This window comes from Synechococcus sp. CS-603 (genome assembly GCF_977929215.1).
In genome coordinates, this window is sequence record NZ_OZ376778.1 from 1,288,379 (window position 1) to 1,310,549 (window position 22,171).

Consider the following 22,171-nt stretch of genomic DNA (forward strand, 5'->3'; position numbering starts at 1 on the left):
ACCGTTCCCAGTCCTTCTCAACTGCGCGCCGCCATGACCACCACCCCTTCCAAATCCACGTCAGATCTGGGCCGCATCGCTCCGTTGAGCAAGGAGCCCCCCCGCTTTCGTAATCGGGAGATCGACAAGAAATCGCTGCGCAATCTGGTGGCCTGGGCCTACAAGCACCACGGCACGGCGGCCACAGCAGCGATGGCGGATGATCTCAAGGATCTCGGCTTCCACTACGCCACCCAGGCGGCTGTGTCGATCTCGGTTGAGGATCTGCGTATCCCTGGCGACAAGGCGGCCTTGCTCCAGCAGGCCGAAGAGCAGATCACAGCCACCGAGGAGCGCTACCGGCTAGGTGAGATCACCGAAGTGGAACGCCACACCAAGGTGATCGACACCTGGACGGAAACGAACGAGCGCCTGGTGGCGGCGGTGCGTCGCAATTTCAACGAGAACGACCCGCTCAACTCGGTCTGGATGATGGCCAACTCCGGCGCCAGGGGGAACATGTCCCAGGTGCGGCAGCTGGTGGGCATGCGGGGCTTGATGGCCAACCCCCAGGGGGAGATCATCGACCTGCCGATCCGTACCAATTTCCGCGAGGGTCTGACGGTCACTGAATACGTGATCTCCTCCTACGGCGCCCGTAAGGGCCTGGTCGACACGGCTCTGCGCACCGCTGACTCGGGCTACCTGACCCGCCGTCTGGTGGATGTGGCTCAGGACGTGATCGTGCGTGAAGACGACTGCGGCACTACCCGGGGCATCCCGATCCATGCCGATGAAAAGGGCCGCTTCTTCGCCAAGTTGGTGGGGCGTCTCGCCGCTGAACCTGTTGTCATCGGCAGCGGCAAGAGCCAGCAGCTGCTCGCTGATCGTGATGACGAGATTGACCCTGAACTCTCCGCGACGATCGAAGCCGCCGGCGTCAAAACCGTGGTGGTGCGCTCACCGCTCACCTGCGAGGCCGCCCGCTCCGTCTGCCGCAAGTGCTACGGCTGGGCCTTGGCCCACAACCAGCTGGTGGATGTCGGTGAAGCGGTGGGGATCATCGCCGCCCAGTCGATCGGCGAGCCCGGCACCCAGCTGACGATGCGTACCTTCCACACCGGTGGTGTGTCCACGGCTGAAAGTGGCGTGGTGCGTTCCCACAAAACCCTTGAGGGCGTCGTCGAGTTCGGCCCCAAAGCCCGCCTGCGTCCGTTCCGCACCCCCCATGGCGTGGAGGCCCAGGTGTCCGAAACCGACTTCACCTTGCAGGTCAAGTTCGCCGGAAAACAGAAGGCCCAGAAAGTTGATATCACCCCGGGCTCGATTCTGTTCGTTGCCGATGGTGACGCCGTTCCAGCCGATACGGTGATGACCCAGGTTTCCACGGGGTCCTCGGTCAAGAAAAGCGTTGAGAAGGCCACAAAGGATGTGATCTGCGACCTGGCTGGTCAGGTGCGTTACGAGGAGGTGATCCAGCCCCGGGAGGTCACCGATCGCCAGAACAACATCACCCTGAAGGCCCAGCGGCTCGGACGGCTGTGGGTGTTGTCTGGCGATGTCTACAACCTTCCCCCCAATGCCATTCCTGTAGTCGAGGGGAACTCTGAGGTCACCAATGGTGACGTGCTGGCGGAAAGCCGTCTGGTCAGTGAGCATGGCGGCGCCGTTCGTCTGCGTGAATCCGCAGGTGATTCACGTGAGGTGCAGATCGTCACTGCGAGCCTCACCCTCAAAGACTGCAAATTGGTTGGTGAATCCACCCACTCCGGCGAGATCTGGCACCTCGAAGGCAAGGACAACATCCGCTACCTGCTTAAGACGATGCCAGGCAGCAAGATCAGCAATGGCGAGGTGATCGCCGAACTCGCCGATAATCGCTTCCGCACCCAGACCGGTGGCATCGTCAAGTACGCCCCAGGCCTCTCGATCAAGAAGGCACGTTCGGCCAAGAATGGTTTTGAGGTGTCGAAAGGCGGCACCCTGCTCTGGGTTCCCCAGGAAACCCACGAGATCAACAAGGACATTTCCTTGCTGATGATCGAGGACGGCCAGTGGATCGAGGCCGGCACTGAAGTGGTTAAGGACATCTTCTCCCAGACCGCCGGCATCGTCACGGTGACCCAGAAGAACGACATTCTGCGGGAGATCATTGTGCGCTCCGGCAGCCTCCATCTGGTGGCCGACAGCAAGGTGCTCTCCCGCTACAGCGATGAGGGCAAAATGCACAACCCCGGTGACGAGCTTGCCTCAGGCCTGACCACCGAAGCGATGGTGTTTGTTGAGGCTGTGGATACGCCTGAAGGCGGTGCTCTGTTGCTGCGCCCTGTGGAGGAATATGCCATTCCCGATGAGGCCCATCTGCCCGATCTCGGCAGTGTCAAGCAAAATGGCGGCCCGTCGATGGGTCTCAAGGCGATCCAACGCCTCACCTACAAAGATGGTGAGTTGATTAAGTCGGTGGAGGGCATTGAACTGCTGCGCACCCAGCTGATCCTCGACACCTTTGACACCACTCCCCAGATGACGGTGGATGTGGAAGCGGTGCCCGACAAGCGTGCCAAGACGATCGAGCGACTGCAGCTGGTCATCTTGGAAACCCTGCTGGTTCGCCGCGACACCCTCTCTGACGCCAGCCATGGTTCCACCCACACTGAGCTGCAGGTGCAGGACGGTGTTTCCGTCAAACGTGGCGATGTGGTGGCCACGACCCAGATCCTTGGCAAGGAGAACGGCATTGTTCAACTGCCTGATCTGATCGATGGCGAACCCGTCCGCCGCATGATCGTTGAGCGGGCCAATGACACCCGCACCGTTGATATCGGCAAGGCCCAGCCGGTTGTTTCCGTCGGCCAGCGCCTGGTTGATGGTGAGCTGCTGGCCGAAGGGGTGATGGCCCCTTGCTGCGGCCAGGTGGAAGCCCTGGATCCTGGCAAGATCACGATCCGCCTTGGTCGCCCCTACATGGTGTCACCGGATTCGGTGCTCCACGTCCGCGATGGCGAACTGGTGCAGCGGGGTGATGCTTTGGCCCTGCTGGTGTTTGAGCGCCAGAAAACTGGTGACATCGTCCAGGGCCTGCCCCGGATCGAGGAGCTGCTTGAAGCTCGCCGTCCCAGGGAATCGGCGGTGCTCTGCCGCAAGCCCGGCACGGTCCAGATCAAGTTCGGTGAAGACGATGATTCTGTCACCGTCACGGTGATCGAACACGACGATGTCACCACCGATTACCCGATCCTGCTCGGGCGCAACGTGATGGTCAACGACGGCCAGCAGGTGACGGCTGGTGAGATGCTCACCGACGGTCCGATCAACCCCCACGAGTTGCTGGAGTGCTATTTCGACGACCTGCGCAGCCGCAAGCCCTCGATGGAGGCGGCCCAGGAAGCTATCTCGAAACTGCAGTTCCGCATGGTGCAGGAAGTGCAGAACGTCTACAAATCCCAGGGCGTCACCATCGATGACAAGCACATCGAAGTGATCGTGCGCCAGATGACCAGCAAGGTTCGCATCGAGGATGCCGGTGATACCACCCTGTTGCCCGGTGAGCTGATCGAGCTGCGTCAGGTGGAGCAGGTGAACCAGGCGATGGCGATCACCGGCGGGGCGCCGGCTGAGTTCACACCCGTGCTGCTGGGCATCACCAAGGCTTCGCTGAACACCGACAGCTTCATCTCTGCCGCCAGCTTCCAGGAGACCACCCGGGTCTTGACCGAAGCGGCGATCGAGGGCAAGAGCGACTGGCTGCGCGGCCTCAAGGAGAACGTGATCATCGGTCGCCTGATCCCGGCCGGCACGGGCTTCAGTGGCTTTGAAGAAGAATTGCGCGCTGAGGCCGGTCCTCACCCCGACATTCTTGATGAAGAAGGCGGCGGCTACCGGCGCATGCCCAATCTGCGTCCCGACTACACCGTCGAGATGCCGACAGCTCCCCAGATCAGCGCCAAGGCCGTGCTCGACGATCCCTCTGAAGCTCAGCTCGATGCTGTTCGCATTCAGCGGGGCTTGGAAGCCACCAAGAGCGCCTTCGCCGCCTTTGCCCGGCCAACCACAGAAGAGGGCCTGGAAGAGGAGCTGATCCCTGATCCTGCTGCCGTCGAGGGCCTCCAGGATGAAGGCCTGCTGAGCGAGGAATGAGCAGCATGACGCTTGATTCAACGCTGCCGCTGCAGCCACGGCTGGTGCCGAAGCGCCAGTTGCCACGTTTTGGCTTCCACCGCCACACCGAGCGCTTGAACGGTCGTTTAGCGATGCTCGGATTCATGGCCTTGGTTGGTCTGGAGTGGCAGTTGGGCCATGGGTTGCTGGCGTGGCCCTGAGTCCTGATCGTTTGCCTGCGGCTGTGCCCCTGCTTGGCTTAGGTCTTGCTGCTTTAGAAGCCAAGGCCAAGGCCCAAGGGCAACCTGGCTATCGCGGCAAGCAGCTTCACGATGGCCTCTACGCCAAAGGGGCCCGCCGGCTTGAACAGATCAATGTTCTGCCCAAGCTCTGGCGTGAGCAGCTTGCAGGCGAAGCACAGGAAACCGGCGCTGATCCGATCGGCCGCTCCAATGAGCTGCAACGCAGCGTGGCCAGGGATGGCACCACCAAGCTGCTGCTCTCCACCGCCGATGGCCTCAGCCTCGAAACCGTTGGCATTCCCAGCAAAGACCGTCTGACGGTCTGCGTCTCCAGCCAGGTGGGTTGCCCGATGGGGTGCCGTTTTTGCGCTACCGGCAAAGGCGGCCTGCAACGTTCCCTGCAGGTGCACGAGATCATCGACCAGGTGCTGGCCATCCGCGAGGTGATGCAGCAACGCCCCAGCCACGTGGTGTTCATGGGCATGGGCGAGCCCCTTCTCAACACCGAAGCAGTGCTTGAGGCCATCAACTGCCTCTGCAGCGACCTGGGCATGGCCCAGCGCCAGATCACCGTGAGCACGGTGGGCGTGGCCGGCCAGATTCCGAAACTGGCCGGCCTTGCCACCGAGCGCCTGGGTCGCAATCAGTTCACCCTGGCGGTGAGCTTGCATGCCCCCGACCAAGCGCTGCGCGAGGAGCTGATCCCCACGGCCCATGCCTACCCGATTGCCAAACTTCTTGATGATTGCCGCCACTATGTGACCGCCACCGGCCGGCGCATCAGCTTTGAATACATCCTGCTGGGCGGCCTCAACGACCACCCCCGCCAGGCGGCGGCCCTGGCCCAGTTGCTGCGCGGTTTCCAGAGCCATGTGAATCTGATCGCCTACAACCCGATCGACGAGGAAGATTTCCAGCGCCCCAGCCCGCAGCGTGTGGCGGCCTTCAAATCTGCGCTGGAGCTGCGCCATGTGGCGGTGAGTGTGCGCGCCAGCCGGGGACTGGACGAAAATGCCGCTTGCGGCCAGCTCCGGCGGCGGGTGGCGGTGGGTTAACGGTTGGCTGGTTTGCAGGTTTAATCAGTGATGGGTTGTGGCTCGCTCTCCTCAAGCAGCTTGTGCACCACGAAGTGCGTAACCAGCTCGTAGCCAGCTCGCATGACTTCTGCCACGATCAAACTCTTCCTGTTGTACGGAGATGCCAAGCGACTTCGGGTTGGCGAAGTTTCGAATTGGACAGGTAAGGCACTTGCGGCGCCGCGAACGGAGCTTGACGACCTTCTTGCGCGGGAGGAGCTTGAAAGCGCAGGGATCTACTTCTTGCTTGGAACAAATCCCGATACGGGGAATCCTCAGGCTTATATCGGTGAAGCTGAAGTGATCAGAGATCGGTTGAAGCAACACAAGGCCAAGGCTTTGGAATTCTGGAGCTCAGTCGTTGTCTTTGTCAGTAAGGACGAAAACCTCACCAAGGCGCATGTGCGGTTCTTGGAGAACCGTCTGTGGCAAGAATCGAAGATTGCGGGGCGGTACGAGCTCGAAAATGTGAACGGAAGCAACCCCAAGTTGCCTGAGTCTGATCGTGAGGAAATGGAAGTTTATCTCTCCAAAATTAGGCAGGTGTTGCCAGTACTCGGCTCAGACTTGCTTGCCCCCATTGCTGGATCCGCCAGCCCCACGAAGGATCAGCCAAACCTCGTTTGCAAGATTAAGAATGCTTTGGCGCATGGCAGGAGAACAGAGACCGGGTTCGTTGTCTTTAAGGATTCGACGGCTGTGCTGGCCCTACGTCCTTCTGCTGAGGTCCAACACCCGTTTGTTGTTGTCCTGAGACAGAAGCTCATCAAAAACGGAACTCTTGTCGAAAAGGAGGGTGTCTTCGTCTTTGGCCAGAGCACAGAATTTTCGAGCCCAAGTGCTGCAGCGGCAGTGATACACGGCGGTGGGGCGAACGGTCTCACCGCATGGCGCGATAAGTCTGGAAAAACGCTCAAGGAAATAGAAGAGGTCTGACCTCTCACTTGAGCTGAGCCAGCAACTGATAGCTCAAGTGGCGTCGCGAATCGGATCAAACGCGCCGATCACGCCGTTGCCCCTCCAGGGGGTGAGTCGCAGCATCAGCAGAAAAGCCGGCAGGGCCGCCAAGGCCGTGAACAGGAAAAAGCTGGGCCAGCCCACCTGCTCGGCCACCACACCTGCCGGGGCGGCCAGGATTGATCGGCTCAGGGCATAGACCCCGGAGAGCAGGGCGTATTGGGTCGCGGAGAAACGCGGATTGCACAGGCTCATCAGCAAGGCCACGAACACCGCTCCCACCATTCCGCCCGCCAGGTTCTCCAAGCTCACCGCCACCAGCAACCCCGGCACCCCACCGCCAAAACGGGCCAGCGCCCAGTAACTCAAGTTGCCAATCGCGCCGGCAATTGAAAACAGCCACAGCGAGCGGTTCATGCCAAGGCGCGCAAACAGCACGCCCCCCAACACCGTGCCGGCCATGGTGGCGGCGATGCCCCAGCCCGCCTGCACCGTTCCGATCAGCTCCGGCGCAAAGCCTTCCTGGATCAAGAACGGCACCACCATCAGCCCCAGCAGTCCATCAGGCCAGCGGTAGAGCAGCACCAGTAAGAGGATCAGCAGCGCCCGGCTGCCGCCTGTGCGGCGCAGAAATTCTTTCGCCGGCCCCACCACCGCCTGGCGCAGGCTCGTCACCGGATGGACGATCGGAGCCAGCCGTGGCGCCGCCAGGGTGAACGGCACCACGGCCAGCATCAGGGCGGCGGCGGCCAGGAAGGCCACCGGCCAGCCGAAGCGACCGGCCAGCACAAAGCCGCCGGCGCCGATCGCCAACATCGCCCCCCGGTATCCCAGCGAAGAGGCCGCCGCACCACCGCCGAGTTCGCTGGCTGGCAGCAGGTCGGTGCGGTAGGCGTCCACGGCAATGTCCTGGCTGGCACTGACCACGGCCAGCAGCACCGCCATCACTCCGATCAGCGTCAGGCTGGCCGCATCGGAGCTGGGCCGCAGCAGGGCCATGGCCCCGATCACCATCACCAGGGTGAGCTGCAGCACCAGCAACCAGCCCCGACGCCGGTCTGGCCATTGCAAAGGCCAGCGATCCAGCAACGGCGCCCAGAACATTTTGAGCGTGTAGGGCAGCTCCGCCAGGCCAAGCAGGCCGATCAGGCTGAGGGGCACGTTGCTGGCAGCCAGCCAACCCTGCAGCAGCCTGCTGCCCACCATGTAGGGGGTGCCGCTGGCCACTCCCTGGGCGGCCACGGCCACCAGCCGCGAGCGGGCGTCGCCTCCTGAATGACCCGATGTCGAGTCAGGGGGCAGAGTTTCAGGGTGCACAGACCAGGCACAACTGGGCGAACCCTATGCGTTCAGAATGCGAGGAAACCCGATCACGGCCTGTGTCCTTCATCCGCTCCACCTTGCTGCCGGCCGCGATCGTGCTGTTGTTCGGCCTGGCCCTGTTCGTTGTGAGTGCCCGGCTTTGGCTGCCCGGCGACATGATGGCCCCGGCTCCTGCGGGATGAGCGGGGAGCAGAGAAAAGCCCATGCCGGAATCTGTGCCGCCGTTTTCCACCAGCCCCGCTGAGCTTGGCTTCGATCCGGAACTGCTGGCCGGGGAGCTGGCCGAAGAGCTGGCCGTCGATCCGCTCGATGCTCTCGACACGATTGAGCTCTCCAGCTCCGACATCGCCGCCGAGTGCGATCTCGGTCTTGAGCTGCTCGCCCTTGGCCGCCACGAAGACCGCATGCAGGGGTTGCGGATCTTCTGCGAACACCGCGACCCCCGCGCCATTCCAAGGCTGCTGCCCCTGCTGGAGGCGAGCTGTCCGATTCTGCGGATGAGCGCCGTCTATGCACTGGGCCGTAACCCCGATCGGCAGGCTGTGGAGCCCCTGCTCAGCCTGCTGCAGAACGACAGCAACGGTTATGTGCGCAAGGCCGTGGCCTGGAGCCTGGGCAACTACCCCGAGGCCCCGGTGTTGCTGCCGTTGATCCGGGCCCTGCAGGTGGACGTAGCGGCCGTGCGGCTCTGGGCCGCCGGGTCCCTCGCCGATGCCGGCAGCACCGGCGCGGCCAAGGCCGACCAGGCCGCGGGTCAGCTGTTGCTCAGCCTGCGGATCGACAGTGAGCCTGCCGTTCGCAGCAACAGCGCCTGGTCGCTCGGACGTCTTTACGACCATCTCGTTGAGCCCCGTCAGCAGGTACTGGTGGAGGCGCTGGTGCTGGTGATGCTCAAGGACATCGACGCGACCGTGCGCGATGAGGCCAGGGTGGCGTTGGAGCAACTCGAAAGCCCCGCCGTTCTTGAGAAGATTCAGACGCTGGTGGAAGAGGGCCTGCTCAGCTGAATGGGCTGCTGGCTGTTAAATCACCGCTGGTCTCGCATCTCTCAGCTGAGCTGGAACCCGGTTAATGTTGAGAGCCACGACTGACCTCGTGATGTCTCAACACACCATTCGTTTTCGCATTCGGCCCGACGGCCGGGTGGAAGAGGTGGTGGAAGGAGTGTTGGGGGCCGGCTGTGAACAGCTCACCGAGCGGATCGAGGCCAGGCTTGGCACTGTTCAGCAGCGCCGCAGCACCTCCGAAGCGTTCCAAGCCCAGCCCCAGACCCTGACCCCCAGCCTGCCCCTCCAGCAGTCGGCCTCCTGACTTCAGGTCTGTTCCCTTTCCTTCGTTCGCCAGCCGATCCGATGTCCCACTTCAGCACCGTCAAAACGGAACTCAAGGATCGCGACGCCCTCCTTGAGGCCCTCCGTGACCTGGGCCATGAGCCTGAACTGGGTGAGCGTCCGGTGCGGGGTTACCGCGGCCAGACCGTGCTCGCCGAATTGGCCTTGCCCCAGAGCGAAGGCGGTGACATCGGTTTCCGCTGGAACCAGCAATCCGGCAGCTATGAGCTGGTGACTGACCTGGACCTCTGGAAGCAGCCGGTGCCGGTGGAGCGTTTCCTGGCCCAGCTCACCCAGCGCTACGCCCTGCGCACGATCCTGGCGGCCTCCACTCAGGAAGGTTTTCAGGTGAGTGAACAGTCGCAGCACACCGACGGCAGCATTGAACTGGTGGTGACCCGCTGGGACAGCTGAGTTGTGATGGATCCGTCGCTCGCCTTCACCGCACCGGCCCAGGTCCGGTCCAGTGCCAGCGGCGAGGAGCCGCTTCTGGGTGGTTCGCTCCGGCAAAAAGCCGTCTGGGTGGATGAAGCCGTCTGTATCGGCTGTCGCTACTGCGCCCATGTGGCTGGAAACACCTTTTTGGTGGAACCCCTCTGGGGCCGCTCCCGCGCCATCCGCCAGGACGGCAACAGCACCGAAAAGATCCAGGAGGCGATCGATACCTGCCCGGTCGACTGCATTCACTGGGTGGCCTATGAGGAGGTGGCGGCCCTCGACGAGCATTTGCAGAATCAGGAAATCCAGCCGCTTGGGTTGCCGTCTTCCTCCCGCATGAAGCGCACGCTTCCCCGCCATTGAGTGTGCCCACCCGGCGGTTCGGGCGCACCGAATTGGCCATGCCGCTGCTTTCTCTGGGCGGCATGCGCTACCAGCAGAGCTGGAGTGATCTGCCCGCTGATCAGATCACTGCCACAAGCCAGGACCAGGTTCGGGCCACCGTCGAGCGCGCCGTGGCGGTGGGGATGCACCACATCGAAACGGCACGCCATTACGGCACCTCAGAAAGACAATTGGGCTGGCTCTTGCCCGAGGTGCCAGACCCCCAGCGCCTCCTGCAGACGAAGGTTCCACCCAACCCAGACCCGGCCGTGTTCGAGGCCGAACTGGAGCGCAGTTTCGAGCGGCTGGGAGCTCAGCACCTGCACATGCTGGCCATTCATGGCCTCAACCTTCCCGAGCACCTGGAGCAGACCCTGCTCCCCGGTGGTTGCCTGGAGGTGGCCAGGCGTTGGCAGCAGCAGGGCCGGATCGGTTCGATCGGTTTCTCCACCCATGCGCCACTGCCCCTGATTCTTGAGGCGATCGAATCGGATGCCTTCGATTACATCAATCTGCACTGGTATTTCATCCGCCAGCAGAACGGCCCGGCGATTGATGCCGCCCGTGCCCACGACATGGGCCTCTTCGTGATCAGCCCCACCGACAAAGGGGGCCACCTGCATAGCCCTTCGCCGCGTTTGAACGAACTCTGTGCGCCGTTGCACCCGATCGTGTTCAACGATCTGTTCTGCCTCTCGGCTCCAGGAATCCACACGATCAGTGTGGGTGCGGCCGGTCCGGCCGATCTCGACCTTCACCTCGAAGCCGTGGCGTTGCTGCCGCAGGCTCCTCGCCTGTTGCCGCCGATCCTGGAGCGCCTGGAGAACGCCCGGGCAGAGACCCTCGGCGCCGCCTGGCTGGAGAGTTGGTCCCAGGGGCTGCCGGAGTGGCCCGACACGCCCGGCGGCATCAACCTGCCGGTGCTGCTCTGGCTCCACAATCTGCTGGAGGCCTGGGATCTGGAGAGCTACGGGCGGGCCCGCTATGGCCTGTTGGGCCAGGGTGACCACTGGTTCCCCGGCGCCAATGCCGATGCGCTCGATCACGGCGTTTCTGAAGGCGAGCTGCTTGCGGTGCTGGGCGATAGCCCCTGGGCCGAGCAGATCCCAGACCTCCTGCGCCGCCTGCGCCAGCGGCTGGGGGGCAGCCCCAGCCAGCTTCTGATCACGGCGGACTGACGATCTCCCAAGACGATCCTCAGGGCTCCCCTGTGTGTGGGGTCAGAGGACGCCGAGTGGCAACTTGGCCGGTACGCCCACCGGCCTGGGATAGCTGGCCGGGCAGGGGGCCAGGGGCCGGAGCACCACGGCGTGGCGCACGCCACGAGCCGATGGGAGGTCGCAGCGCTCCACCCGCTCGGCGGCCGCCAACAGTGGCTGCAGCGCCCGCTCCAGGCTTTGCTGATCGGCTGGCTCCCACTGGCCGCGATACAGCAGGGCGTGGCCAGTGGGAGCCAGCAAGGGCACCAGATATTCCGCGACCACTGGCGCCGCCGCCACGGCCCTGGCCAGGGCCCAGTCGAAGCGGCCACGGCAATCAGGGTCTTGGCCGGTGGTCTCCGCCCGCTCCCAGCGCACCATGACCCGCTGGCTCAAACCCAGGCTATGGGCCATGGCCCGTACGGCTTCCGCTTTGCGGCCCACCGAATCGACCAGGGTGACCTGGGCCTGGGGTAGGGCGATCGCCAGGGCTAGTCCTGGAAAACCGCCGCCGGTGCCGACATCGATCAGCGAGAGTGCGGTGGGCGGTTGCCGCAGCAGCTGTTGCCAGGGCCAGAGGCTGTCGTAGAGCTGGGAAATCCAGTAGTCGTCGCCCTCGACAAGCCGGGTGAGGTTGAGGCGGCTGTTCCAGTGGCGCAGGACCTGCTGCAAGGCCAGGAACTGTTCGCGTTGCGTTGCCGATGGCTGCCAGGCCAGAGCGGACCACACCGCGTCGTCCTGCTCAGCAGCCATCCACGCATCAATCAGGGAAGGTTTCTCTAGGATGGCGCAGTCTGCGGGCGTGGTTGGTGGCAGGTAGCGAAACCGCCTCGTCGGCCCCAAATCACTACCAATTGCTGCAGCTCCCCCAGAGCGCCACGCCCCAGGATCTGCGGCGAGCTTTCCGTTCTCTCAGCAAGCTTTATCACCCCGATACCACCAGCCTGCCGGCCGCTGATGCGGAGAACAGATTTCGGCTTCTGCAGCTGGCCTATCTCACCTTGAGCGATCCCAATCAACGCCGGGCCTATGACAACCAGTTGCAGGTGGTAGCTCCCCCGCCAGTGCTGGTGCGGCGGGTCGAGAGAGTCCAGTCGGTGCGCCGGGCCCTCTCGGGCGGCGAGTGGTTTGCCCTGGTTCTGCTGGCGGGGGCCCTGCTGCTGAGCCTGGTGCTTGGCATCAGCCTGGCCTGGTGGCGGGGCATGGAGCTGGTCACCCCCTCCATCAGCTGGCTGGAGGCCCCAGCGGTGCAGACTGCCCTTCCGCCAACAGACGACATCGGGGATGACCGCGCTGCCATCACGCCACACCCCCCTCTACAGCCATCCTTTGCCGGCCCTTGAGCGCTGGTTGGTGGAGCTGGGTGCGGCCCGGAGCCAGGCGGATCCCAGCAGCTGGGACCTGCCCCAACCCCTCTGGAGTGCCTTGATTGAACTGGAGGTCGAGGAACTCAAGGTGAGCTGGCAGCAGCAGGGCCGCACCACCGTGCGCTTGTTCTCCTACGGCCTCTCCCGTGCCGACGTGGAATCAGCCATCCTGGCTGGGCCCTGATCCCAAGGCGAAGCTCAAGCCCGATCCCGACCTGCGCGCCGGATCAGAGCTGGTCGAGGCTGTCTTCGATGGCGGCGTAGCACCGCTCCAGCTGGGCGTCATCGAGGCAGAGCGGCGGCAGTAGGTACACCACATGGCCCAAGGGCCGCAGGAAGACGCCATGGCCGAGGGCATGGCGCTGGATCTGGCGGCCAGCCCCGTTGAGATAGCCGGGATTCTCCACCTTCAGATCGAAGGCGGCGATCGTGCCGCGCAGGCGCGGGCGGCAGACCCGCGGGTGGCGCGCCAGGCGCAGAAGCAGCGGCTGATGGCGCGCTTCGAAGCTGCCGAAGAGCCCTGGGCGTGCTTCCAGCAGGCTCAGGCTGGCATTGGCGGCGGCGCAGCCCAGCGGGTTGGCGGTGAAGCTATGGCCGTGATACAGGGTGTGGGCGGGGTTGTCGCTGATGAAGCCCTGATAGAGGGCTTCACGGGCCAGGGTCACCCCCATCGGCAGGAAGCCACCGGTGAGCCCCTTGGAGAGAGCTACCAGGTCAGGTTGGAGGCCGGCGGCCTGGGCGGCGAACAGGGAGCCGGTGCGGCCGAAGCCGGTCATCACCTCATCGGTGATCAACAGGGCCCCAGCCTGGCGTACGCGCTCCTGCACGCCCCGCAGAAACTCGGGCCGCACCATCGCCATGCCACTGGCCCCCTGCACAAGCGGCTCGAGGATCACCGCAGCGGTGGGTACCGCCAGCAACTCTTCCAGTCTGGCCAGGGCCGCGGTTTCCTTGGCCTCCACCGCTTCGTCGTCCCACCAGCTGGCCGGCCAGGGGGCCCGGGCGACGGGGCAGAGCAGGGGCTCGAACGGGGCGGAGAACAGCGACCGCTCGCCCAGGGCCATGGCCCCGAAGGTGTCACCGTGATAAGCCCCCTCAAAAGCGATCAGCTGGCGCCGAGGGCTGCCTTGGTTCCGCCACCACTGCCAGGCGATCTTGAGGGCCACCTCCACGGCGGTGGAGCCGTTGTCGGAGAAGAACAGACGCTCCAGGCCGCTGGCGGCGCTCAGCCGCATCGACAGACGCTCGGCCTGGGGGTGGCGAAAGTTGGCGAAGATCACCTGCTCAAGCTCCAGGGCCTGGGCGGCGATGGCCGCGGCGATGCTGGGCTCCGCATGGCCGTGCAGGGTGACCCACCAGCTGCTGATCGCATCGATCAGGCGGCGGCCATCGGCGAGTTCCAGCAGGGCGCCACTGCCGCGAATTACGCGCAGCGGCGGCTCACTGCTCGCCACCTGGGTGGTCGGATGCCAGAGGTTGGGGTGCCAGGTTGAGGAAAGGCTCAACGGCAGCGGGGGTCGAGCTTGGCGGCCCTCGCATCCAGGGAGCAGTTGACCCACCGAACCGCTGCCATTTCGATGTCGGTGAACAGCACCAGGATCCCACCGCAGAGGAGGACGACAGCCGTGCTGACCAGCAGGTTGGTGCGTGTCATGGGGCTACGTTACAAGTGAGGCTCGCTGCCAGGCCGGAGTCGTGCCAGGCCGCAGCCAGGGTCTGGGCTGTGAGCGAGGCCAGCGGCGGCAGACAGCCGAGCACGGGGGCACCCGTCAGGGCCGCCAGGGTGCTGGGGTTGTCGGCATGGATGGGTCCGTTGAACACCAGGCCCAGCAGCGGGATCCCCCGCTGGGCCAGGGCCTCCACCGACAGCAGGGTGTGGTTCAAGGTGCCCAGGCCGCTGCGGGCCACCAGCAGCACCGGCAGTCCCCAATGGCGCACCTGGTCGATCTGAAGCAGGTCACGGCGCAACGGCACCAACAGTCCGCCGGCCGTCTCCACCACCAGGGGGGCCGTCCCGATCGGCAACTCCAGGCGGCTTGGGTCGAGCAGGTCGTGCTCCAGCTCGCCGGCCCAGTGGGGGGAGACCGGATGGCTGTAGCGGTAGGCCTCCGGCAGGATCCGCCCTTCCGCCTCGGCCTCACTGAGGCCCAGCAGGCGCCTGACCCGCTTGCTGTCGCCGCCGTCTTCGAGGCCGCACTGCACCGGCTTCCAGTAGCGGGCCTTCAGGCCCTGAACCAGCAGGGCGCTCACCACCGTCTTGCCCACATCGGTGTCGGTGCCGCAGACGATCAGCCGCTGGGTCATGGCAGGAAAGAGGAGGTCATGGCGCGGGTTTCTGCCCCACCAGCAGCAGCATCTCCCAGCTCAGGCGCTTGCCGCCACCCTCTGCAGCGGGGACGGCGGGCCAATGGGCCTCGATCCGGCGCCACTCCCCGGGCTGCAACGGGGCCACAGGGCTGGTGCCGGCCCCAAGGCTTCGGATCTGGCGCAGAAAGGTCAGGGCGCTCGGAGCCTGGCGGCTGAAGCGCAGGTGGTCGACGCGTTCGATCCGCAGGTGCCGGCTGGCCAGCTCCACCAGGCGGCTGGCCACGGGCAAGGGCAAGGCGCTGCAGGGCAGGCCAGCCGCCTGGGCGGCCTGGCGCCATTGGCAAAAACTGCCGGCCGTGGGAACCGCCAGGGCCAGCCAGCCTGCCGGGCCCAAAGACTGGCACCACCGCTCCAGGTGGCGCTCGGGCTGCTCCAGCCAGTGGAGGGCAAAGCTGGACACCAGCAGCGAGGCGCCCTGCAGTTGGCCGGGCAGCCCCAGGTTGAGGTCCCAGGTGAGCCGGTCGGCGGCCTGATCCAAGCCGAGCAGGGCGGCGCAGTTGTCCAGTCGCAGCAGGGCCAGGCCGGGACGCTGCTGTTCGATCGCCCGAGCCAGCAGGCCCGTTCCCGCCCCCAGATCGACGCAGGGGCCTGCCGGAAGGGGCAGGCCGCGGCAGTGGTGGGCCAGGCGCCATGCCACGGCCCGTTGCAGCTCTGCTCCGCGTTCATAGCGGCCTGCCTGGCGCTCGAAGCCGTCCCTCACCCGCGTGGCGAAATTCGAAGCAGGCCGAAGGGTAGGCTGGCTGCGCCCGGCGCTGCTCATCAGGGCCTCTCCAGCCAATCGAAGACCGGCTCCAACAGGTCGGCGCCCAGCAGGCTGTGGCCTGCCGTCTCGATCAGCCAGCGCTCGGCCAAGGGCAGCGACTGGCGCAACAGCAGGCGGCTGATCGGTGCCACGACCCCATCCTGACCGGCTTCGACGATCAGCACCCGGGCCTTGGCGGGAAATCCGGTTGGTAGGCCGCTGAGGGTTTCCATGCGGCGCAGGTCATGGAGCAGCCGCTGCGCGTTGATCGCTTCGCTGGAGTCGAGCCCCGGGCCGAGCGGCAGCAGGGCAGCTGACTCCGGTGCCGCCGCCTTGGTGAGGAAATCGCGCAGCATGGGCTGGGCGTCACCGGCCTCCAGCCGGGCGGCCATGCCCTGCAGGGCCGTGCGCCAACGCCGCCCACTCGGACCTTCCGGCACAAAGCGCCCGAAGCTGGCCAGCAGCACCACCGCATCGGCCTGCTGCAGCACCGCTGCCGACAACAGGTGCAGGCCGAGCGAGTGCACCATCACGGCCCGCCTACCAGCTCCTTCCTGGCCGGGGAGCCACTCAGGAGCCCGTGGCGTCAGGGGGCCATAACCGCGCTCCCCGCCGCCCCAGGCCCCGCCGCGCCGTTCGGCAGCGGCCTCCCAGGGTTGCCAGGCCCGGCCGTCGCCGGCCCAGCCGTGCATGGCGATCAGCTGCCATGGCGCAGGTTCCTGGCCATGATCTTGACCATGTTTCTCGGCAGCACCGGCACTCATGGCGCGCCTCGCTGGGGTGGTGCGCCCAGGGCCAGCAGCAACCGCTCCAGGCTTCCGGAGGGAAGATCGCGGCGCAGCACCAGCCGCAGCCTGGAGCTGCCCGTCGGCACGGTGGGCGGCCGGATGGCCACGCTCAACAGGCCGCCGCGCTCGAGCTGCTGTTGCAGGGCCAGGGCCCCATGGGCTGGGCCCACCGGCAGTGGCAGGATCGGGCCTTCCCCGGCTGGCCGCCCCCAGCCCGCCTGCTCCAGGGCCCGCCGCCAGTGGCGGGCGCGCGCCTGAAGCTGGCGGCCCATCGAGGGCTCCTCCTCCAGCAGTTCCAGGGCCGCCAGGGCGGCGGCGGCCAGGGGCGGGGCCAGGGCCGTTGAGTAGCGGAAGGCGCCGGAGGTCTGCAGCAACCACTCACCGATCGGACCATCGCCGGCCAGGAAAGCGCCGCCACTTCCGAAGGCCTTGCCGAAGGTGCCGCTGATCAGGCTGACCCCCGCCAGGCCATGGGCCAGGCCGCGCCCACCGGATCCGAGCACCCCAAGGGCGTGGGCCTCATCAACCAGCAGCAGAGCCCCGTAGTTCTGGCAGAGGCCGGCGATGACGGCCAGCTCAGGACTCGTCCCCTCCATGCTGAACAGGCTTTCTGTGAGCACGAGTAGCCGCCGCTGCGGATCCTCACGGCGCTGCTGTTGCAGCAGGGCCTCCAGCGCGGCGCTGTCGTTGTGGGCGAAACGCCGCAACCTGGCGCCGCTGGCGCGCACCCCAACCAAGAGCGAATGGTGGATCAGCCGGTCGGCCAGCACCAGGCTGTGGCGATCAGCCAGGGCGATCACTGCCGCCAGATTGGCCTGAAAGCCGCTGGGGAACAGCAAAACCCGCTCCCGACCGAGCCAGGCCGCCAGCCGCTCTTCCAGGGCGGCGTGGACGGGCCGGCTGCCGCTGATCAGGCGTGACGCTCCGGCCCCGATGCCTTGAGCATCGATGGCGGCGTGGGCCGCCGCCCGTAGTCGCGGATGGGCGCTGAGGCCCAGGTAGTCGTTACTGGCCAGGTCCAGCAGCAGGGGAGCCTGGGGCTGGTCGGCCTGAAGCAGGCCAGCTCCAGCGGGGCTGAAGCTTCGCAACTGGCGGCGCTGATCGGCGGGAAGCCTCTCCAGGGCTTCGCTCAGGGGAGAGAGGGGGTCGACAACCACGCGGCGAGCGGCCAGAACCGGGCATCGGCAGGGCCTTGCAGTCTGCCCAATCGGCCCGCTGCCCATAGAGTTTGTTCATGCTCACTGTCGGCTCCGACGCCCCACGCCCCGAGGCGGGGCGCGATTCACCTGCCCCCCTTGCGCCTGGGATTCCCTCGGCTGAGGTGCCTGCCCTTGAGCAGCTCTTTCCGTTTCCGCTCGATCCCTTTCAGCACGAGGCGATCGATGCCCTCAACCAGGGGCATTCGGTGGTGGTCAGCGCTCCCACGGGGTCCGGCAAAACCCTTGTGGGCGAATACGCCATCCACCGGGCCCTGGCCCACGGCCAGAAGGTGTTCTACACCACGCCGCTGAAGGCCCTCTCCAACCAGAAACTGCGCGATTTCCGCGAGCAGTTCGGTGCCGATCAAGTCGGCCTGATGACCGGTGATCTGAGCACGAACCGGGAGGCTCCGATCGTGGTGATGACCACCGAGATCTTCCGCAACATGCTTTACGCGGAGGTGGATCGCGGCGACGACCCCCTCGCCGATGTGGAGGCGGTGGTGCTCGATGAGTGCCACTACATGAACGACTCCCAGCGCGGCACAGTCTGGGAAGAATCGATCATTCATTGCCCACCGGCGGTGCAGCTGGTGGCGCTCTCGGCCACCGTGGCCAACGCCGGCCAGCTCACCGACTGGATCGAGCGGGTGCATGGCCCCACCACCCTGGTGATGAGTGATCACCGGCCGGTGCCCCTGGCCTTCAGCTTCTGCAGTGCCAAGGGGCTGCATCCCCTGCTCAACGACGAGAAGACGGGCCTGCATCCCAACTGCAAGGTGTGGCGCGCTCCAAAAGGCGAGCGTCGCAAGGGCAAGAGTTCGAGACCACCCCAGCCGGAGGCCGCCCCCCTGCCCTTCGTGGTGGCCCAGATGGCCGAGCGCGACATGCTGCCGGCCATCTATTTCATCTTCAGCCGCCGCGCCTGCGACAAGGCGGTGCGCGACCTCGGCCGGATCTGCCTGGTCAGCGAGGCGGAGCAGGCGGTGATCGACCGCCGCCTTGACGCCTTCGTGGCGGCCACGCCTGAGGCGGTGCGGGAGGGCGGCCACGCCGACGCGCTCAGGCGGGGGATTGCCTCACACCACGCCGGGGTGCTGCCGGCCTGGAAGGAACTGATCGAGGAACTCTTCCAGCAGGGGTTGGTCAAGGTGGTGTTTGCCACCGAAACCCTGGCGGCCGGCATCAACATGCCGGCGCGCACCACGGTGATCTCGGCCCTCTCGAAGCGAACCGAGCGGGGCCACCGGCCGCTGATGGGCAGTGAGTTCCTGCAGATGGCGGGCCGGGCCGGGCGGCGTGGCCTAGACGTGCAGGGCTATGTCGTCACGGTGCAGAGCCGTTTCGAAGGGGTGCGTGAAGCCGGAACGCTGGCCACCAGCCCGGCTGATCCGCTCGTGAGCCAGTTCACGCCCAGCTACGGCATGGTGCTCAACTTGCTGCAGCGCTATGAGCTGGCCAAGGCCAAGCAACTGGTGGAACGCAGCTTCGGCCGCTACCTGGCCACCCTCGATCTGCTCGACGACGAAGCCCGCATCCTGGAACTGCGCCAGCAACTCGACACGCTCAGTGGCCCGGTCAGCGATGTGCCCTGGGAAGCCTTTGAGGTTTATGAGAAACAGCGCGAGCGGCTGAGGGAGGAGCGGCGCCTGCTGCGCATCCTGCAGCAGCAGGCCGAGGAGACCCTGGCCAACGAACTCACTTTGGCCCTGCAGTTCGCCAGCGAAGGAACCCTGGTGAGCCTCAAGGCACCCCAGCTCAAGGGCCGGGTCACCCCGGCGGTGATCGTTGAGAAGCTGCAGGGTCCGGGCCAATTCCCCCTGTTGCTCTGCCTCACCGACGAGAACGTCTGGATCCTGGTGCCCTGCCAGGGCGTGGTGAGCCTGCATGCCGAGCTGAGTTGCCTGCAGGTGGGCCAGGCTGCGGCGCCCGAGCTGCGCCATGCCGGTGAGTTGCGCCACGGCGATCAGGCCAGTGGCGGCCTGGCCCTGGCGGTGGGCTCGATGGCCAGCCGCCACGACATGGTCACCCCCCAGTACGACCTGGCTGGTGAGGTGCGCAGCCAGGCCGAGCTGGTGGCGGAACAGGAGAGGGAACTCGAGCTGCACCCCGCCCACCGCTGGGGAGACCGCCGCCAGCTCAAGAAGCAACGGCGGCGCATGGAGGAGCTGGATCTGGAGATCGAGGAACGCCAGCGCCTGCTGCACCATCGCTCCAATCGCCATTGGGACACGTTTCTCTCCTTGATCGAGATCCTGCGCTTCTTCGGTGCGCTCGATGGCCCCGATGGCCTCGAGCCCACCGAAGTGGGCCGCACCGTGGCGGCCCTGCGTGGTGATAACGAGCTCTGGCTGGGCCTGGCCCTGATGAGCGGCCACCTCGATGCCCTCAACCCGGCCGAGCTGGCCGCGGTGTTCGAGGCGATCAGCACCGAAGTGAACCGGCCGGATCTCTGGAGCGGCTTCCTCTCACCGCCCCTGGCGGAAGAGGCCCTGCACGATCTCGGCGGGCTGCGCCGCGAGCTGCTGCGCCAGCAGGAGAAGGCCGGGGTGGTGGTGCCGGCCTGGTGGGAACCGGAGTTGATGGGTCTGGTCCATGCCTGGGCCACCGGCACCAGCTGGAGCGACCTGATCGCCAATACCTCCTTGGATGAGGGCGATGTGGTGCGCATCCTGCGCCGCACCGTCGACCTGCTGGCCCAGGTTCCCTATGCCGAAGCGATCAGCGCCCAGCTGCGCACCACAGCCCGCCAGGCCCTGCGGGCGATCAACCGCTTCCCGGTCTGCGAACTGCAGGATTCAGCGCCCGCTCCGCCTGCCACGCAGGATCCGATGTTATCTGGTAGTTGAGCATGGACCATTTGCAGCTGCTGGAATCCGGTTGATTTGCCTGCAACATCCGTCCCGATTCTTTATTTGAGTGGAGCGTCACTCAAAAGTTAAAATTAGAAAAATAAAGGTGAACTGGCGACTATCAAGCATAGCGAACAAGTCAATGATCGCTTCTTCTGATGACGCCAAAAACTCTCTGCAGAATCTTCAGCGATAGCTGGCAGGCTGGATATGGCAAGATCAACAGTCTTCGAAGTCAGTCTGAAAGGTCTGGTCTGCTTATTGGCCTTGTTATTGATCTTGGCGAAACCGATCCAATTCCAATAGGTAATCTGCTTGCCTGCCTCCTGATCAGGCCGGTCATTAGTGAGACAGTACCAAGATGAGACAGTACCCAGCTTTCTAGGCTTGATGCCTCTTTCCGTGGGTGATGGTCTGTTGGAAGGCAAACTTCCTATGGATCTGTTGGTGGCTTAGACGCGATGATCTTAAGGGCAGTACTAATGAATGGCGTACAGCGCCAGAACGGTTTCTCGTTGACTCACACCCCTGACTTTGGGCCGATTCCATGCTCCGCTTCCTCCACACGGCTGACTGGCAGCTTGGCAAGCCCTATGCCCGCGTCAGCGATGCTGACAAGCGGGCCCGTCTCAGGCAGGAGCGGCTGACTGCCATTACCCGGCTTGGGTCTGTGGCGCGCCAGCAGGGGGCGGCCTTTATTGTGGTGGCTGGGGATCTCTTCGATTCTCCCCAGCCCACCCGCGCAGACGTGTCGGCGGCCTGCAGCGCCATTGGAGCCCTGAAACTTCCGGTTCTGGTGATCCCTGGCAACCACGACCATGGCGGTGCCGGCAGTCTGTGGCAGGAGGCCTATTTCAAGGAGGAGCGAGCCCAGCTGGCTCCCAACCTGCAGGTTCTGCTGGACCGCCAGCCCTTTGCATTGGGCACGATTGGGCTGGCAGGTGGCGTAGTGCTGCCCTGTCCGCTGCTGCGCAAAGCCGAGCCCCTGGATCCCACTGCCTGGTTGCGACATCTCGACTTTTCGCCCTGGGTCGATCAACCACGCATCGCCATCGCCCATGGTTCGATCCAGGGCTTTGGGGCACTCGAGAGCTCCGACACCGACGACGAGAACCCACCGTTGCCCACCAACCGCATCGATCTGTCCTCCCTTCCCGCCGCCGAGATCGACTACATCGCCCTCGGCGATTGGCATGGGCTCAAGCAGGTGGGGCCGCGGGCTTGGTACGCAGGCTGTCACGAGATGGACCGCTTCCCCCGCTCCGCCGATTACTGCTCCGGTCAGGTGCTGGTGGTGAGCGTTGCCCGTGGCGCCCTCCCTGATGTTGTTCCGCTGCCCACGGGCGGCCTGCGTTGGCACCATCTCCACCATCGCTTCAACAGTGACGACGATCTCGGGCGTCTGGAGCAGTTGCTGCGCGAGGCGATCGGTTCGCGCAGCAATGAAGATCTACTGCTGCTCGAACTCGACGGCAGCCTCAGCCTGGCGATGGCAACCCGGTTGCAGGATCTGCTGGAGCGCCTGGAGGCCCGGCTGCTGCGGCTCAAGCGGCGTGATCGCACCAGCGTTGCCCCCGATCCAGCCGAGTTGCGCCAGCTCACCGAGCGCGCCGGTGATCCACTGGTCGCTCGGGTGGCCCAGCGGCTGCAGCAACTGATTGAAGCCGGCGAGGGCGGTGGCGATTCCGCTGCTGCTGATGAGCTGGCCCGCATGGGTCTGCGTGAGTTGCACCGCGCTTGCCTAAGTGGCCATGCCGAAACGGCTGGCTCCCCTTAGACCCGCAGCCATCACCACCACGCCTCACGGCTCAGACCGGAGAGAACCAACT

At 65.3% G+C, this 22,171-nt stretch carries 22 protein-coding genes; 14 read left to right on the forward strand and 8 right to left on the reverse strand.

The window, feature by feature from the left end; translation table 11 throughout:
• Nucleotides 1-33: 33 nt before the first annotated feature.
• The 4 genes from ACXMDM_RS06745 to ACXMDM_RS06760 all read left to right on the forward strand — a co-directional run bounded on the left by ACXMDM_RS06745 (nt 34) and on the right by ACXMDM_RS06760 (nt 6,331).
• Complete coding sequence (locus ACXMDM_RS06745) at nt 34-4,116, forward strand: DNA-directed RNA polymerase subunit beta' (RefSeq protein WP_071801114.1); 4,083 nt, start codon at nt 34-36, stop codon at nt 4,114-4,116.
• 5 nt (nt 4,117-4,121) lie between these two features.
• On the forward strand, nt 4,122-4,298 hold the full coding sequence (locus tag ACXMDM_RS06750) for a CAB/ELIP/HLIP family chlorophyll-binding protein (RefSeq protein ID WP_071802193.1): 177 nt from the start codon (nt 4,122-4,124) through the stop codon (nt 4,296-4,298).
• A complete protein-coding gene (rlmN, locus tag ACXMDM_RS06755; RefSeq protein ID WP_233830647.1) occupies nt 4,289-5,374 on the forward strand; it encodes a dual-specificity RNA methyltransferase RlmN in 1,086 nt (361 codons plus the stop codon). The genes ACXMDM_RS06750 and rlmN overlap by 10 nt, the downstream gene beginning before the upstream one ends.
• Before the next feature lie 102 nt (nt 5,375-5,476).
• Nucleotides 5,477-6,331 carry a GIY-YIG nuclease family protein gene (locus ACXMDM_RS06760; RefSeq protein ID WP_071801115.1) on the forward strand — a complete coding sequence of 285 codons (855 nt, stop codon included), beginning with the start codon at nt 5,477-5,479 and terminating at the stop codon, nt 6,329-6,331.
• A gap of 33 nt (nt 6,332-6,364) precedes the next feature.
• Here the strand turns inward: ACXMDM_RS06760 and ACXMDM_RS06765 are convergent, their stop codons facing one another.
• Nucleotides 6,365-7,600, reverse strand: a complete 1,236-nt coding sequence (locus ACXMDM_RS06765) for an AmpG family muropeptide MFS transporter (protein ID WP_233830649.1) — start codon at nt 7,598-7,600, stop codon at nt 6,365-6,367.
• Between the two features lie 131 nt (nt 7,601-7,731).
• Here ACXMDM_RS06765 and ACXMDM_RS06770 point away from each other — a divergent pair, with 131 nt between their 5' ends.
• The 6 genes from ACXMDM_RS06770 to ACXMDM_RS06795 all read left to right on the forward strand — a co-directional run bounded on the left by ACXMDM_RS06770 (nt 7,732) and on the right by ACXMDM_RS06795 (nt 11,006).
• The gene (locus ACXMDM_RS06770; protein ID WP_255448082.1) at nt 7,732-7,857 is read left to right on the forward strand and encodes a DUF8624 family small hydrophobic protein; all 126 of its coding nucleotides are present in this window, start codon (nt 7,732-7,734) and stop codon (nt 7,855-7,857) included.
• 21 nt (nt 7,858-7,878) lie between these two features.
• Nucleotides 7,879-8,682 carry a HEAT repeat domain-containing protein gene (locus ACXMDM_RS06775; protein WP_071801116.1) on the forward strand — a complete coding sequence of 268 codons (804 nt, stop codon included), beginning with the start codon at nt 7,879-7,881 and terminating at the stop codon, nt 8,680-8,682.
• Between the two features lie 91 nt (nt 8,683-8,773).
• Nucleotides 8,774-8,986, forward strand: coding sequence for a DUF2997 domain-containing protein (locus tag ACXMDM_RS06780; RefSeq protein ID WP_071802196.1), 213 nt, complete (start codon nt 8,774-8,776; stop codon nt 8,984-8,986).
• Nucleotides 8,987-9,027: 41 nt separating this feature from the next.
• Nucleotides 9,028-9,420, forward strand: a complete 393-nt coding sequence (locus tag ACXMDM_RS06785) for a DUF1257 domain-containing protein (protein WP_071801117.1) — start codon at nt 9,028-9,030, stop codon at nt 9,418-9,420.
• A 6-nt stretch (nt 9,421-9,426) separates the two neighbouring features.
• A complete protein-coding gene (locus ACXMDM_RS06790; RefSeq protein ID WP_071801118.1) occupies nt 9,427-9,807 on the forward strand; it encodes a ferredoxin in 381 nt (126 codons plus the stop codon).
• A 38-nt stretch (nt 9,808-9,845) separates the two neighbouring features.
• Entirely contained in the window at nt 9,846-11,006 is a 1,161-nt protein-coding gene (locus ACXMDM_RS06795) for an aldo/keto reductase (protein ID WP_083544658.1), read from the forward strand.
• Nucleotides 11,007-11,048: 42 nt separating this feature from the next.
• On the opposite strand, the gene rsmG is transcribed toward ACXMDM_RS06795, so the two are convergent.
• Nucleotides 11,049-11,780, reverse strand: a complete 732-nt coding sequence (gene rsmG / locus ACXMDM_RS06800; RefSeq protein WP_071801120.1) for a 16S rRNA (guanine(527)-N(7))-methyltransferase RsmG — start codon at nt 11,778-11,780, stop codon at nt 11,049-11,051.
• Nucleotides 11,781-11,836: 56 nt separating this feature from the next.
• Between rsmG and ACXMDM_RS06805 the strand changes: the two genes are divergently transcribed.
• On the forward strand, nt 11,837-12,370 hold the full coding sequence (locus ACXMDM_RS06805) for a J domain-containing protein (protein ID WP_071802197.1): 534 nt from the start codon (nt 11,837-11,839) through the stop codon (nt 12,368-12,370).
• Nucleotides 12,357-12,578: a DUF3143 domain-containing protein gene (locus ACXMDM_RS06810; protein ID WP_311134195.1), complete on the forward strand. Its 222-nt coding sequence runs from the start codon at nt 12,357-12,359 to the stop codon at nt 12,576-12,578. The genes ACXMDM_RS06805 and ACXMDM_RS06810 overlap by 14 nt, the downstream gene beginning before the upstream one ends.
• 43 nt (nt 12,579-12,621) lie before the next feature.
• Here the strand turns inward: ACXMDM_RS06810 and bioA are convergent, their stop codons facing one another.
• The 6 genes from bioA to ACXMDM_RS06840 are packed head-to-tail and all read right to left on the reverse strand — an operon-like array spanning nt 12,622 to nt 17,448.
• Nucleotides 12,622-13,899, reverse strand: a complete 1,278-nt coding sequence (gene bioA, locus ACXMDM_RS06815; protein WP_233830651.1) for an adenosylmethionine--8-amino-7-oxononanoate transaminase — start codon at nt 13,897-13,899, stop codon at nt 12,622-12,624.
• Nucleotides 13,896-14,048 carry a hypothetical protein gene (locus tag ACXMDM_RS06820; RefSeq protein WP_162922868.1) on the reverse strand — a complete coding sequence of 51 codons (153 nt, stop codon included), beginning with the start codon at nt 14,046-14,048 and terminating at the stop codon, nt 13,896-13,898. Before ACXMDM_RS06820 ends, bioA begins: the two co-directional genes overlap by 4 nt.
• The gene (gene bioD, locus ACXMDM_RS06825; protein ID WP_071801122.1) at nt 14,045-14,698 is read right to left on the reverse strand and encodes a dethiobiotin synthase; all 654 of its coding nucleotides are present in this window, start codon (nt 14,696-14,698) and stop codon (nt 14,045-14,047) included. Before bioD ends, ACXMDM_RS06820 begins: the two co-directional genes overlap by 4 nt.
• Before the next feature lie 16 nt (nt 14,699-14,714).
• Nucleotides 14,715-15,521, reverse strand: a complete 807-nt coding sequence (locus ACXMDM_RS06830; RefSeq protein WP_071801123.1) for a methyltransferase domain-containing protein — start codon at nt 15,519-15,521, stop codon at nt 14,715-14,717.
• Nucleotides 15,521-16,267, reverse strand: coding sequence for an alpha/beta hydrolase family protein (locus tag ACXMDM_RS06835; protein ID WP_499570320.1), 747 nt, complete (start codon nt 16,265-16,267; stop codon nt 15,521-15,523). The genes ACXMDM_RS06830 and ACXMDM_RS06835 overlap by 1 nt, the downstream gene beginning before the upstream one ends.
• The gene (locus ACXMDM_RS06840; protein ID WP_233830653.1) at nt 16,264-17,448 is read right to left on the reverse strand and encodes an aminotransferase class I/II-fold pyridoxal phosphate-dependent enzyme; all 1,185 of its coding nucleotides are present in this window, start codon (nt 17,446-17,448) and stop codon (nt 16,264-16,266) included. Before ACXMDM_RS06840 ends, ACXMDM_RS06835 begins: the two co-directional genes overlap by 4 nt.
• 77 nt (nt 17,449-17,525) lie before the next feature.
• Here ACXMDM_RS06840 and ACXMDM_RS06845 point away from each other — a divergent pair, with 77 nt between their 5' ends.
• Complete coding sequence (locus tag ACXMDM_RS06845) at nt 17,526-20,339, forward strand: DEAD/DEAH box helicase (protein WP_083544509.1); 2,814 nt, start codon at nt 17,526-17,528, stop codon at nt 20,337-20,339.
• Between the two features lie 550 nt (nt 20,340-20,889).
• Nucleotides 20,890-22,119, forward strand: a complete 1,230-nt coding sequence (locus ACXMDM_RS06850) for a metallophosphoesterase family protein (protein WP_259723362.1) — start codon at nt 20,890-20,892, stop codon at nt 22,117-22,119.
• Nucleotides 22,120-22,171 lie beyond the last annotated feature (52 nt).